General features: G+C 75.5%; 11 protein-coding genes. 3 read left to right on the top strand and 8 right to left on the bottom strand.

All coding sequences use genetic code 11. The features are described 5' to 3' along the window. The first annotated feature begins 31 nt into the window (after nt 1-31). Complete coding sequence (locus ACOOHE_RS16595; protein WP_420455198.1) at nt 32-718, top strand: FkbM family methyltransferase; 687 nt, start codon at nt 32-34, stop codon at nt 716-718. Nucleotides 719-1,099: 381 nt separating this feature from the next. Beyond that, nucleotides 1,100-1,873 carry a class I SAM-dependent methyltransferase gene (locus ACOOHE_RS16590; RefSeq protein ID WP_420455197.1) on the top strand — a complete coding sequence of 258 codons (774 nt, stop codon included), beginning with the start codon at nt 1,100-1,102 and terminating at the stop codon, nt 1,871-1,873. Here the strand turns inward: ACOOHE_RS16590 and ACOOHE_RS16585 are convergent. From ACOOHE_RS16585 to ACOOHE_RS16550, 8 genes are read right to left on the bottom strand one after another with little or no spacing between them, the layout of a single operon-like run. Then, nucleotides 1,870-3,006 carry a glycosyltransferase family 4 protein gene (locus tag ACOOHE_RS16585; RefSeq protein WP_420455196.1) on the bottom strand — a complete coding sequence of 379 codons (1,137 nt, stop codon included), beginning with the start codon at nt 3,004-3,006 and terminating at the stop codon, nt 1,870-1,872. The genes ACOOHE_RS16590 and ACOOHE_RS16585 overlap by 4 nt on opposite strands. Continuing rightward, nucleotides 3,006-4,226: a glycosyltransferase gene (locus ACOOHE_RS16580; RefSeq protein WP_420455195.1), complete on the bottom strand. Its 1,221-nt coding sequence runs from the start codon at nt 4,224-4,226 to the stop codon at nt 3,006-3,008. The genes ACOOHE_RS16585 and ACOOHE_RS16580 overlap by 1 nt, the downstream gene beginning before the upstream one ends. Continuing rightward, nucleotides 4,223-5,386: a glycosyltransferase gene (locus ACOOHE_RS16575; RefSeq protein WP_420455194.1), complete on the bottom strand. Its 1,164-nt coding sequence runs from the start codon at nt 5,384-5,386 to the stop codon at nt 4,223-4,225. Before ACOOHE_RS16575 ends, ACOOHE_RS16580 begins: the two co-directional genes overlap by 4 nt. Continuing rightward, nucleotides 5,386-6,516, bottom strand: coding sequence for a glycosyltransferase family 4 protein (locus ACOOHE_RS16570; RefSeq protein ID WP_420455193.1), 1,131 nt, complete (start codon nt 6,514-6,516; stop codon nt 5,386-5,388). Before ACOOHE_RS16570 ends, ACOOHE_RS16575 begins: the two co-directional genes overlap by 1 nt. Further along, nucleotides 6,516-7,937, bottom strand: coding sequence for a flippase (locus tag ACOOHE_RS16565; protein ID WP_420455192.1), 1,422 nt, complete (start codon nt 7,935-7,937; stop codon nt 6,516-6,518). The genes ACOOHE_RS16570 and ACOOHE_RS16565 overlap by 1 nt, the downstream gene beginning before the upstream one ends. Continuing rightward, a complete protein-coding gene (locus ACOOHE_RS16560) occupies nt 7,934-9,358 on the bottom strand; it encodes an O-antigen ligase family protein (protein ID WP_420455191.1) in 1,425 nt (474 codons plus the stop codon). The genes ACOOHE_RS16565 and ACOOHE_RS16560 overlap by 4 nt, the downstream gene beginning before the upstream one ends. Then, nucleotides 9,355-10,617, bottom strand: coding sequence for a Wzz/FepE/Etk N-terminal domain-containing protein (locus ACOOHE_RS16555; protein WP_420455190.1), 1,263 nt, complete (start codon nt 10,615-10,617; stop codon nt 9,355-9,357). Before ACOOHE_RS16555 ends, ACOOHE_RS16560 begins: the two co-directional genes overlap by 4 nt. Before the next feature lie 5 nt (nt 10,618-10,622). Further along, a complete protein-coding gene (locus ACOOHE_RS16550) occupies nt 10,623-12,428 on the bottom strand; it encodes an SLBB domain-containing protein (RefSeq protein WP_420455189.1) in 1,806 nt (601 codons plus the stop codon). A 129-nt stretch (nt 12,429-12,557) separates the two neighbouring features. Here ACOOHE_RS16550 and ispE point away from each other — a divergent pair, with 129 nt between their 5' ends. Continuing rightward, nucleotides 12,558-13,424 (top strand): 4-(cytidine 5'-diphospho)-2-C-methyl-D-erythritol kinase, encoded by an 867-nt coding sequence (gene ispE / locus ACOOHE_RS16545; protein ID WP_420455188.1) that lies wholly within the window; start codon nt 12,558-12,560, stop codon nt 13,422-13,424. The last annotated feature ends 7 nt before the right edge of the window (nt 13,425-13,431 follow it).

Below are 13,431 nucleotides of genomic sequence, written 5' to 3'. Positions count from 1 at the left end.
GACGAGCCCGTCCCGCGTCCGATTCCGGTCCATGCTCCGCCGCCGCGGCTACGACGTCGTGCAGAAACGGCCGGTCCTCGCCGACCTCCTCCGACAACGGGGCGTGGCCGTCGTGCTCGACGTCGGCGCGAACGAGGGGCAGTTCGCCCAGGACCTGCGGGCGTGGGGCTACTCCGGCCGCATCGTGTCGTTCGAGCCGATCCCCGCCGTCGCCGCAGGCCTCCGCGACCGAGCCGCCGGCGACCCTGCGTGGGAGGTGCGCGAGTGTGCGTTGGGGCGGGAGGCCGGCACGGCGACGCTCCACGTGTCTGACCTGTCTGTGTTCAGTTCGCTCCGCGAGGCGCTGCCCAGCGCCGAGACGTTTGACGCCCGGGCCCGGACCGTCTCGACCGTCGAGGTCGAAGTGGTCCGGCTCGACGACGTGTTCGACGATGTGGTCCGGCCCGGCGAGGCCGCGTTCCTAAAGGTCGACACGCAGGGCAACGAGGCCGACGTGCTCGACGGGGCGGCCGGCGTGCTCGACCGGGTCGTCGGCGTCCAGCTCGAGCTGGGCGTGCGGGCGCTCTACGAGGGCGAGCAACTCGCGCCTGCGCTCATCGAACGGATGGCCGGCCTCGGCTACCGGATCGGCCAGCTCCACCCGGTCGTGTTCGACCCCAACGACGGGTTCACGTCGCTTCTCCAGTTCGACGCCGTGTTCGTCCGGCCCCCCCGCTAGCCGGCCGGCGCGCTCCACGGACCGCGTGGGCGCCGAGCGGAGGCGCAGCACGAGGGGGCCATGGGCTCCCCTGCCGCGCTCGCCAAGGGGGACTCAGGGCTTCGCAACCTCCCCCTGCCATGTCATCCTGAACGGGGTGAAGGGTCTCAACGCCGATGTCGGAGGCCGTCGGAGTCGGTGTGGCAGGTCTCGGAGTCCGAGGTGAGATCCTTCGCAGGCTCAGGATGACACCGTAGGCGAGGGCGCGGTCGCCCTGATCCGAACGCGCTTCGTCGTCGTCTTCGAGATTGAGATAAGTTGCTCCCTCCGAGCGCTCCCTCCGAGCGCTCCCTCCGAGCGCTCCCTCCGAGCGCTCCCTCCGAGCGCTCCCTCCGAGCGCTCATGTCTACTCCCAACGCCCTGTCATCAGGGCTCTCCGGTCGAGACTACTTCGCCGAGCTGTTCCGTACCGACCTGGCCTACGAGGTCGAGTGGCTCCGGCGGACCGCTGGACACAAGGCGGACTCGGTCGTCCGACTCCTCCATGCCGAGGGGCTGACGCCCGATTCTGTCCTGGAGGTGGGCGCGGGGACCGGGGCGGTCATCGGTGAGCTCCGGCACCGTGGAGTCGGCGTGCGGCACTACGCGGTCGACTTCTCGGAGGAAGCGATCGACGTGCTCCGCCAGGTTGAGCCCGGCATAGACGCGGCGGTCGCCGACGTGACCGAGACGCCCGACCCGTTCGGCGCCGGGCCGTACGATGTCGCCCTGGCGAGCCACGTCGTCGAGCACCTCGAAGAGCCGGAGGCCTTCCTCCGGGCGCTGCACCCCGTCCCGATCCGCCGGCTCGTGGTCGAAGTTCCGCTCGAGGACCTCCCGTTCGGCCGCCTCAAGTCGCTCCTCAAAAGCCGGGCGGACCACCCGGCCGGCCACGTCCAGTTCTTTACGCGGCGGTCGTTCACGGACCTGCTCGCGCGGTCGGGCTGGCGAGTTCGCCACGTCAGGGTCTACGCCCCGGCCCTCGACGCGGAGACGTTCGAGCTGGCGTATGGGGACGCCGGGGTGCGGATGCGGACGTGGAAGCGAGCGACGGAATTCGTGCTCCCTCGGGCGCTGGGGCCGATTTGGACACGCCTCTACCACGCCCACTGCGCGGCCCTCTGCGAGCGGGCCTAGCTCGCCGCCATCCACTCCGCCGCGAGCGCCTGCCAGAGGCCCCCGACGATGGCCGGGCTGAACGCCGCCTCGAACCGGGCCCGCGCGGCGGACGACGCGAGTCGCCACGGCGCGGGCTCCGCCAGCCGGCCGATCGCGTCAGCGAGCGCGGCCGGGTCGTGGGGGCGGACGAGCGCGCCCTCGACGCCGTCCGCCATCATGTCCCGCAGGATGGGCCGGTCGACCGAGACGACGGGCGTGCCGGCCGCCAGCGCCTCCAGGATGGCGATGGGCTGCGTCTCGGTCGGATGCGTCGTCGGCAGCGCGAACACGTCGGCGTCGAGGTGGAGCCGGCGGATCTCGGCGGGGTCGGCCACGGCGCCCGGGATCGCCACGCGGACGCCGAGCGCGCGGGCCCGGTCCTCGAAGGCGACCCGCGTCGTGGCATCGGGCCACCGGCCCGCGAACGTGGCCTCGACGGCAACGCCCCGGCCGTGGAGCTGGCCGACAGCTTCGAGCACGTCGGCGAACCCCTTCTCGGGAAGCAGGTTGCTCAGGAACAGGACCCGGAGCGGAGTCCCCGGCCCCTCCGCTCGGCGTGCCGAGGCGGCCTCCGCCGACAGGACCGCGGCGTCGCGGACCGTGTTCGGGATCAGCCGCACCTTCGACTCCGGAATCACGTCCGCGCACCGATCCGCCAGCGCCTGACTGTGGAACACGACGGCGCTCAGCTGGCGGACCAGCCGTGCCGCCGTCCGCGCAGTCACGGCCGACTCGAACAACGACTCGAACCCAGCCCGGTGGAAGACGGCCACGACGGGCTGATCCGGGGCGAACGCGGGCGCCGTCGCCAGCACGTCGCGGAGGTGGCCCCACCGCGCGGGCGACACGGCGTGCCACAGGACCGGCGCCGTCGGCGTCTCACGGAGCGTGGCCGCCAGCCGGCGCCGCAGGCCAACGTAGTGGAGCGTCCGGCCGAGGTCGAACCGGGGGTGGGCCGTGAGCGGGTCCGCGCCGGGCGCCTGGGTGTCGAGGCGGCGGACGTCGAAGACGTCGTCGAGGAACGACGCGCAGCGCTCCGTCGCGAGCGTCTGGCCGTCGGCGGGCGGGGGGAACCGACCGAGCACGACGACAGGGGAGAGGGGAGACGCCATCAGTCGGGGATGGCCTGGAACGCGCGGGGGCGGCGGGCCGCGAGGCGGAGGGTGCTTAGAACGAGCGCGGCCATCGGGGACAACGGGCGGTCGGCGCGGGCGTGGCCGGCTTGCGCGGCAGCCCAGAGCCCCTCGCAGAAGTCGTCGAGCCCGAAGCCGGCGACGATCTCGCGCGAGCGGTCGCCCCACGCGCTACGCTCGGCGTCGGAGAGGGCCGCAACCCGGGCGAGTGCGTCCGCCAGCGCCGCGGGGTCGCCGGCCGGGACTCGAATCCCGTTGGCCCCGTCGTCCACCAAGTCGGCCGCGCATCCGGCTCCGTCCGACACGACCACGGGCAGGCCGGCCGCCATCGCTTCGTTGACCACCAACCCCCAGGTGTCCTTGCGCGACGGGAGCACGAAGGCGTCGGCCCGGCCGTAGGCGTGGCCGAGCGCGTCGCCGTGGGCGAAGCCGGCGAACGTCACGCCGTCCTCGGCGAGCGCTTCCAGCCGCGACCGCTCGGGCCCGTCCCCGACGACCGTCAGCGCCCACGGCGCGTCGGCGCGCTGGCGGTACCGGGCGTAGGCGTCGAGCAGGACGTCGACGGCCTTGACCTCCGTCAGGCGGGCGACGACGAGGAACCGTCGGGCGTCGTCGGCCGGGCGGTGGCGGCGGGCATCGGCGGCGAGCCGCGCGAACCGGGCGTTGTCGACCACGTCGACCGGCTCGAACACGTGCGAGGGCGGGAGGCCGAGGTCGACGGCGTAGGCCCGCTGCGGCGTCCCGGCCACGAGCGCCGCGTCGAACGCGCCGACGAGGGCCCGCTTGACGGCCTCGCGCCACGCCGACCGCTCGGCGTCCTCGCGGCGGCTGTCGAACAGCATCACGGCCGGGCGCCGCTGCCGCCGGCACCACGCGAGCCCGGCGCGCGAGTCCGGCGTCGAGTAGCTGGTGAGCGCCGCCGCGTCCGGGTCGATCCGGTCGAGCGCGTCGCGGACGGCGGTCTCCATCTCAGGTCCCGAGACCGACTCGAACGTCCGGCCCGGGAACAGCGTGACGCGACGGTACGCCTGCCCGCCGCCGTCGGCCTGCCAGGCGTAGGTCTCGTCGGTCGAGGCCGTCTCGAGGGCCACCAACTCGACGCCTCGGGCGTCGAGGAAGCCGTGGAGCGCGTCGAGGCGGTCGAGGTGGTACGGGCCCAGCCGGGGCCACGCGACGCAGAGCCGGCGGATCGGGGTCATCGGTCGAGCGCGAGGGCGTCGCAGATCGTGTCGACGAACCGGTCGAGGCCGTGGTCCCGGGCGTAGGCGGCGGCGCCGTCGGGGTCGAACGCCGCACCGGGCTCCTCCACGGTCCGAGCGAGCGCCGCCGCGAGCGCACCGCGGTCGGCCGCGTCGACGGTCGGGCCGAGGCGGTGGCACCGGACCTCGCGGCCCACCATCCCCGCGTCCGTCGCCAGGACCGGCGTGCCGGCCGCCGCCGCCCGGAGCACGGCGCCGCTCGACCCGACGTGGCCGAGGTACGGCGCCAGCACGACGTCGGCGGCCGTGACCAGGTCGTCGAGCTCGGCGTCGGGCACGAACCGCTCGTGGTAGAGCACCTGGGCGCCGGTCCGTCGGGCCTCGGCGACGGCGGCCTCCAGCCGCTCCCGGATGGCGGGGTCCGCGCGGCCGACGACGACGACGGCCAGTCGCCGGGCCGCGGCGGCCGGCACGGGGCCGAGCGCGCCGAGCGTCGCCAGCACGCCCTTCCGCTCTTCCAGCGATCCGAACAGGAGCAGCAGCCGCCGGCCGGGCTCGACACCGAGCGCCTCGCGGACCTCGCCCGCCGACCGCGACGGCGACGGCGGGACGACGGGGTCGGGCAAGAACCGGGCGTCGAGGCCGAGCCGCCGGAGCGGGCCGACGGCGTCGGGGTCGAGCGCCAGCACCGCCCCGAGGTGGGGGTTCCGGGCCGCCAGCCGGAGCAGCGCCCGCTTGCGACCCTGGCGGACGCGGTCGGCCGGCGACGCCGGGCGCTCGTGGGGCGTCGCCCGGAGCAGGACGCCCGACAGGCGGACCGGGAACCGGAACCTCATCCCGAGCGCGAGCGCGAGCTGGGCGTGGTCGAGGTACGGCAGGAACACGCGCGGGGCCCGGGCCGCCTCGACGGCCTCTCGCACGACCCCGCCCGTCGCCCGTCCCGCCGCCCAGAGCGACCCGGCCGCCTCGATCCGGTCGAGCCCCATCAGCCGGACCCGGTCGGCGTCCAGCGGCTCGTCGGGGAACAGGGCGGGGTGGGCCGCGACGGCCACACGAGCGCCGCGCTCGGCCAAGCCCCTGGCGATCCAGCGGAGGTACTCGGCGTGGTGGCCGCCGGCGTAGGGCGACACCACCAAGACGTCGGGGCGCGGCGCGGCCATCAGAGGTGGGCGCGGAGAACGTCGAGGACGCGGTCGACGGCGACGCCCCAGTTCAGCGTCCGCTCGTAGTGGTCGCGGGCCGAGGCCGCCAGCGCGCGGTAGACGTCGGCGTCGGCCCAGAGCGCGAGGAGCCGGTCGGCCAGGACGCCCGGCCGCTCGCGGACGTCGAACAGGACCCCGCTCACGCCGTCGGCCACGGCCGACGGGACGCCGCCGACGCGCGACGACGCGCTGGGCACGCCGAACGCGGCGGCCTCGGCGAACACGCACCCGAAGTCCTCGGCCCGGACCGGCATGCACAGAAAGTGGCTCTCGGCGAACAGCCGCCGGAGCCGGTCGCGCTCGGCCGGGACCTCCTTGCGCAGGAACCCCTCGGCCCGGAGCAACGGGCTCTCGGTGGGGGGGACGGGCCCGGCGACGGTCAGGGTCGTCGGGACGCCGCGCGCCGTCATCTCCTCGGCGACCCGGAGGGCCACGTCGCCCCCTTTCCGGTACCACCCGCCGCCGACGAACAGGAGCCGGACCTCGTCCCGAGACCGCGTGGCGACGGCGTCCGAGACGGCGTCGGCCGAGGGCACGTCGGCCGGGTCGAGGTTGGCCCCGAACGGGACGACGTGGACCGGGTCGGCGCCGTAGTAGCCGGCGGCCGAGTCGGCGGCGTAGGCGCTGGCGAACACGGAGGCCGTCGCGCGGTGGAGCGCCGCCCGCTCGACCGCGTGGGCCTCGACGACGTGGGCTTCGGCGAAGTCGGTGAAGCCGGGGTAGAACAAGAGGTTGGCCTCGAACGTCGCGTCGGCCCACGACGCCGTCGGGCAGTCGACGTCGAGGGCCGCGAGCGGGAGCGTGCTCGGCGACAGGACGGCGTCGGGCCGGAGCGCCCGGAGCTGGGGTCCGGCGGCCTCGGCCAGCCCCCGGACCCCGGCCCAGGTGTGGGCGCGGGAGTAGCTCTCGCCCCGGGACCGGTGCCTCAGCTTGGCCACGCGCCCCGCCACGCGCCCGCCGTAGGGGAGCGGCCCGACGACGCTCAGCCGGTCCACGCGCTCGCGCAGCGTCCGGGCCACGAAGTGGGGGATGCCGGCGAACGCCCGGAGGTCGTCGGGGTCGTAGGGCGTGACGAAGGCGAGGTGCATCAGCGGGGCCGGCGGAGCAGGGCGTCGAGGAGTGTACGCGGGGCGACGAGCCCGGAGACCCACCCCGCGCCGGCCACGCCGACGGCGACGAGCGCCAGCGTCGCCGCGAGCGGGAGCCCGAGCGCCGAGCCTGCCCAGGCCGGCAGCCACCCGCCGCCGACGGCCGCCGCGAGCCCGCGCCCCATCCGGCCGGCGTGGAGCGTCCCCGAGAGCCGGCGGTACCGGACGGCCATCCCGACCGTCACGACGGCCTCACTGGCCAGCGTGGCCACGGCCGCGCCCGCGATCCCGAACCGGGGGATCAAGGCCACGTTGAGGACGACGTTCGCCACGCCGCCGCCGAGCGCGGCCCGGAAGTACGACCGCTCGTCGTCCCACGCCATCAGCGGGACGCCGAACGCCATGCTCACGTAGCTCAGTCCGGCGTAGACGAAGAGGACGCGGAGCGCGAGCGTGGCGTCGAGGTAGGCCTCGCCGAAGAGGAGCCGCAGGAGGTCGGGCGCCAGGACGGCCCCGGCCAGGGCGACGGGCGGCCCGAGCGCCAGCAGGACGCCGCCGAACCGACGGCCCTCCCGGCGCATCGCCCCAGCATCGCCGAAGGCGCCCGAGAGCGCGGGGTAGAACGCCGTGTAGAGCACGCCGGCCGCGGCGATCCCCAAGGCGTACAGCTTGTAGGCCACCTCGTACTGCCCGACCTCGGCCGTGGTGCGGAAGCCCTCCAGCATCAGCTTGTCCACGTTGTAGTAGAACTGCATCACGAAGCCCGAGACGGCGAGCGGGATCGCGGGCGCGAGGAGGACCCGCCACTCGCGCCACGCGAACCGGGGCCGGGGGACGCCGGCCTCCCGGGCGTAGACCGCGAGCAGCACGGCGTTGGCCACGAGCGGCCCGGCCACGACCGCCGCCGCCGCCGTCACGACGTCGGCCGGCCCCCGGACCAGGGCCACGGCCAGCCCGGCGGTGACGGCCGCCGCCCCCGCGTTCCGCAGCGCCGCGACGCCCATCTGCTCCCGGGCCTGGTACACCCAGTCGAGCTGGACGGCCCGGGCCACGACGAGCGCGCCCAGGACCAGGACGGTCGACTGGTACGCCGGCCCCAGACCGAGCGCGACCGTGACGCCGACGAACCCGGCCGTCGCCCCGGCCGCGAGCGTGAGCCGGGCCCCGAGCAGGAGCGGGAGGATCTCGGCCTCCCGCGCCCCGTCCCGAGCGGCCTCGCGCACCGCCACGGCGTCGAACCCCAACGTGACCACGAGCACGAAGTACGACACGAGCGCCATCCCGAACGCGACCATCCCCAGCCGCTCCGACCCCAGCGCGCGGCCGAGGTGGACCCACAGCACGAGCCCCAGCACCAGCGTCGCCCCCTGGGCCACGGCGAGCGCGACGACGTTGCGGGCGAGGCGGGCGTCCTGGCTCACCGGCCGAGAAGCGCGTGGGCCCGGTCGGCCGTCCCGTGGGCCAGGGCCATCACCAGCGTGACCACCAGCATCTGGTCCAGGACCGAGAACGGGTTCGAGCTCGCGACGACGGGCGTGAACGCGGCGATCGTCGCTCCGGCCCCGAGCGCCAGCGCTCGGAGCCGGGGGGGGAGCCCGCGTCGCCGGGTGGCCCAGGCCGCCCGGACGGCCGCCCCGGTCCAGACGGCCATCATCAGGGCCAGCCCCCAGAGCCCGGTCTTGAACCACAAGGCGAGGTACCCGTTGTGAAAGAAGGCCCAGTGGCTCGTCCCCTGCGCGATGATGCTGTAGTGGGTCGCCTGGACGCCCCATCCGTAGCCGAGGATCGGGTTGACACGGATCATCTTCCAGACCCCGGCGCTCTCGGCGAACCGGTTGACGAGCGAGATGTCCGTCGAAGCGCCGCCGATGGAGACCAACCGGTCGAGCACGCCCAGGGCCACGAGCGACAGCTGATCGCGGAACAGCAGGAACGCGACGGCGACGACGGCGACCGCGCCCAGCGCGCCGTACCCGACGATCCGCCGCCGCCCCCGGCCCGGGGCCACCACGGCCATCGCCAGGATCCCGAGCGCCGCCGCGATCCAGAACCCGCGCGACTTCGTCACCAAGAGGCCCGCCAACAGCACGCCGGCCACGGCGACCCACCCGACCGCGTGGAGCCGCCGCGTCGCGAGGGCCGCCTGGGCCAGGGCGATCATCAGGCCCGCCGTGATCGACGTCTCGCCCACGTTGAACCGGGCGTCGGCGATCTCGTAGAGCGCGTCGGCCCCGACGACGGCGTTGCGGAAGAGGAGCGCGTTCTGGACGGTCGCGAACACGCCGAACACGCACAGGACCGCGCCGATGGCGAACCCGGCCCGCCCGTCCTCGGCGCAGAGCTCCTTGACGGGGAGGTAGAACAGGAAGGGGATCGTCGCTAGCACGTCCGCCCGGAAGTCGTAGGCGTCGGGGCCGAACATCAGCCCGAGGCCGACGGCCGCGGCGAACCCGACGGTGCCCCAGGCCACGGCCGCCACGTCGAACAGCGTCCGGACGACCGGCCGGCCCGACGCCAGCGCCAGCGCGTACCAGTGGGCGAGGTACCCCACCAACGCCAGCCCCGCCACGACCTCGATCGCCGACAGGCCGGCCTCCCCGCCGAGTTGGGTCACCTGGAGCAGGAGCACGCCGACCAACCGGGCCAGCGGCGACGGCGCCGCGAGCGCGACCGCGACCGCTCCGCCCGCGACGGCGCCGATGGCCCACACGGCCGGGGACCCCAGCGCCGTCAGGCCGAGGAGGACCGCGAGGAGCCCCGCGCCGCCCAGCAGCACGGCGGCCGTCAAGAGGGCGCGGTCGGCGGACCCGGCGGCCGAGGTCGGGGGCGGGCCGGTCGTCACGCCGCCGCGCGGAGGCGGGCGAGCACCGGCGGGCCCACCCGCCGGACGACGGCGAGGAGCAGGACCCCGGCCACCACGACCAAGAACGCGGACAGCGTCGCGGCGATTACCAAGAGCGACCGGCGCGGCGCGGCCTTCCGGGTCGGCGGCGTGGCCGGGTCGAGGACCTGGACCGCGTCGGCCTCGCGCTGCTCCTCGAGCGCGGCCTGCTCGTAGAGCGGCTGGACCGTCTCGATGATGGCCTTCTGGATGGTCAGGTCCTGGAGGGCGCTCGCGTACTCGCGCTGGACGCGCGGCAAGCCGCTGAGCCCGGGGAGGCCGGCCTCGGCCCCGCTGCGGAGCCGGGCCACCTGGGCCCGGGCGGCCTCGAGCCCCGCCTGGGCCGCCTGGACGTCCGGGTTCTCCGCGCCGTACTGGGACAGGAGCGCCCGGTATTGGACCTCGGACGCGGCGACGGCCGCCTGGGCCTGGCCCAGCGACGAGAACAGGGCCTCGGCCTGAGCCGACGGCTCGACCACGCCGGACCGCTCCTGGATCGCCTGGAGCCGCCCCTGCGCCTCGTCGAGGTCCACGTTCGCCTGGTCCAACCGGTCCCGGAGGAACGCGCGGTTCTCGGCGGCGCTGCTCGACTGGAACTCGATGTGGCGCTCGTTCAACCGCTCGACGAAGAAGTTCGCCATCTGGGCCGCCCGCTCGGGGTCCCGGTCGAGGACCGACACGCCGAGGTAGTCGTAGTCGAGGCTGACCTCGAACGCGGCCCGCTCGTACAGCTCGGCGACGGCCGCCTGGTGCGGATACTCCGCCTCCGACAGGTCGTACACGTCGACCAGGTCGAACCGTTCGACGACGGAGGCCATCGTCGAGGGGCTCGTGAGGATGGCCATGTAGCGGGTGAACCCGCCGCCGCCGCCGCCGCCGATGAGGGCCGCCGCCGCCGGGGGGAGGTTGCTGAGCGCGCCCGCGAGCAGGCCGCCGCCGCCCGACTCGGGCAGGAGCACCCGGGTCTCGGCCCGGTACTCGTTCGGCATCCGAAGCGTGAGGGCCACCGCGGCGACGGCGACGAGCGCCGTCAGGCCGACGATCACCCAGCGCCGCCGGTAGAGCGTGCCAGCGGCCCACCAGAGCCGCTCGCGCGTCTCGGCGTTCGCCTCGGAGTAGTCGTCGGCGGTGTCGGGTCGGACGTCGACCGACACGTCGCCGGCTCCGTCGCCGGCGGCGCCAAGGTCGAGCGAGCGGTCCCGGGGAAAGCGGTCGGCCATCGTGGCTACGGGTTCCGGTTGGAGAGGAGGTAGGCCGTGACCACCGTGCTCGCGGCCGCGATGAGCGTCGTGAGGGTCTGGAAGATGATCTCGCGGCGTTCCGACGCCTCCTCCCGCTCCTCGCGGCGGAGTTGGAGGGCCAGGTTCTCCTCCTGGACCGCCTGCGCCCGCTCCTGGAGCGTCAGGTTCTGCGCTTGATAGTCGAGGCTCTGGAACTCGGGCGAGTCGAACGTCTCCGGCCGGTCGACGAACACGGCGTCGCCGGCCCGGACGGGCGTGTCGCGGCCGGCGGTGAACAGGCCCGTCCGCGCGTCGATGGTGTAGACCGTCGTCGCGACGGGGCCCGGCCCGCCCGCGAGGGCCACGTAGTCGCCGGCCGTCCGGCCGGGCGTGAACGGGAGGTACCCCGGCGCCGACACCTGGCCCGAGACGCGGACGACGCCGAGGTCGCGAGGGACCACGAGCCGGTCGCCGTCGCGGAGCACGAGCGCCTCGGATCCGCCGAGGGCCGCCGAGAGATCGAGCGAGAGCCGGGGCGTGGCGGCCGTCTCCTCGGCGTAGTACCGGCGCCCGGCCAGGCCGAGGTCGCTGAGGCGGCCGGGCTGGATGACCAAGGTCGAGTCAGTCCCGGTCTCGTCTGGGTCGAGGGGCTCGTCGCGCGGCTCGGAGCGGGCCGCGCGCTCGAGGTAGGCCCCTCGAACCAGGGCCTCGGCCGTCAGGCCCCCGGCGGCCTCGACGAGGTCGGAGAGCGTCGTCCGCCCGACCTGGATGGGGTACGTCCCCGGGAACAGGACGGCCCCGACGGCGCTCGCGAGCCCGGCGTCGGGGGCTCCGGCCCGGACCGAGATCTGGTCGCGGGCGCGGACGTCGAGCGCCGCGGCGTCGGCGAGCGGGACCTCGACGCTCTCCGAGCGGCCGTCGACGAGCCGGGTCCGGCGGACGACGGCGCCGGCCGCGTCGAGCCCGGGCCCACCGGCCGCCGACACGACCGCCGCGGCGGTGTCGTCGGGCCGGCGGTCGTAGGTCCCCGGTCGGTCGACGTCGCCGTCGACCGAGACGCCCTCGCGCGTCGGGTCGAACGTGGGGACGAACACGGCGTCGCCGTCGGTCAGGAGCGGGTTGTAGCCGAGGTCGCCGGTCGTGTAGTACCGGAGGAGGTCGATCAAGCGCTCGGCGCCGGCCCGGCCGGTCGCCCGGACGTTCCGGAGGGCCACCCGGCGCTCGCTGCCGTCGCGCGGCGTCGAGTAGTCGGCGAGGTCGAGCGGGCTCAACCCGCCGGCCGCCTCGGCGACGGCGTCCTCGACCCGGCCCAGGGCCGAGACCACCTGACGACCGGGGCTCGGGACGGCGCCCGACACGAAGACCGAGAACCGGCGGGGGGCCGCGAGCGACACGTCGGTCTCGACGTTGCGGTACAGGTTCCGCAAGGCCGCCCGGGCAGCGGACCGGACCGAGGCCAGGGTGCGGCCGGCCGCCGGGAACGCGCCGGCCTGCGGAATGACGAGCAGGCCGTCGGCCGTCACGGTGGCCGTCGTCTGGCCGGCCGCGCCGGACAGCGCCCCCCCGCCGACCGTGACCACGAACACGTCGCCGGGCCCGACGACGTACGAGTCGGGGTCCACCGGGCCGCTCAGCGCGAGCGCGTCTCCGGGGACGTCCGGCGTGGTGCGGACGGTGGGCGTCCGCGTCGAGGCCCCGGGCCGGGCCTGGGGCGAGCCGGGCCGGACCTGGGCGACGGCGGGGGCGACGGCCGCGCCGAGGAGCAGCGCGACGAGGACGAACGGAGCGATCCCGCGAGAGGGGAGGGCCATGAGGCGCCGGGGGGAGGACGGGCGTAGCAACCGTGGCCGAAGGTAGCGCCCGGTCTGCGAAGGGCCGTGGGATTCGGGCGGACCCCCGGTCGAGGTCCGGGGTCAAAACGCGCCCCTCTCGCTCCGCTCGTGCCCGCCCGTACCGCCCCCGCCAAGGTCAACCTGGGCCTCCACGTCCTGCGCCGCCGGGCCGACGGGTTCCACGACCTCGCGACCGTCTTCGTCCCCATCGGCTGGGCCGACCGGCTCTCGGCCGCGCCGGCCCCGGAGCTGTCGCTCACGACGGACGACCCCGGCCTCCCGGCCGACGGCTCGAACCTGGTCGTCCGCGCCGCGCTCGCGCTCCGGCACTGGGCCGGCGACGCCGGCCTCGGCGCGACGCTCCACCTCGAGAAGCACGTGCCCTACGGCGCTGGGCTAGGGGGCGGCTCGTCCGACGCCGCCGCCGCGCTCGGCCTGCTCGCCGACGTGTGGCGGCTCGACGTGCCCGAGCCGGACCTCCGCACGCTCGCACTCGGCCTCGGCTCCGACGTCCCGTTCTTCCTCGACGGCGTCGCTGCCTACGGGACGGGCCGAGGCGAGCGGCTCGCGCCCGTGGCCGACGCGACCGGCCGGCCCTACCGGTGCCCGTTCTGGCTCGTCGTCGCCGTCCCGCCCGTCCACGTCTCGACCGCCGACGCTTTCGCCCTCGTCACGCCGTCCGACCAGGACCGACCGGACCTCGCCGCGGCCGTCGCCTCGAACGACCTGGGCCGCTGGCGGGCCGAGGTGACGAACGACTTCCAGCCGTCGGTCGAGGCCGCCGTGCCCGAGGTCCGCGAGACGCGCGAGGCGTTGGAGGGGGCCGGCGCGGCGCACGCCGTGCTCTCGGGGACCGGCTCGGCCGTCGTCGGCGTGTTCGAGCGGGGGGCCGGGGCCCGTGCGGCCGTCGAGTCCCTTCAGGACGCGCGGCCCGGCCGGCCCCGCGTCTGGCTGGAGATACCTTCCAGCGTCTGACGTCCGA

It is taken from the genome of Rubrivirga sp. (assembly GCF_965213695.1).
GTDB lineage: Bacteria > Bacteroidota > Rhodothermia > Rhodothermales > Rubricoccaceae > Rubrivirga.
Note: the sequence above shows the minus strand (reverse complement) of the source record. Positions and strands in the feature narration are given on the sequence as shown.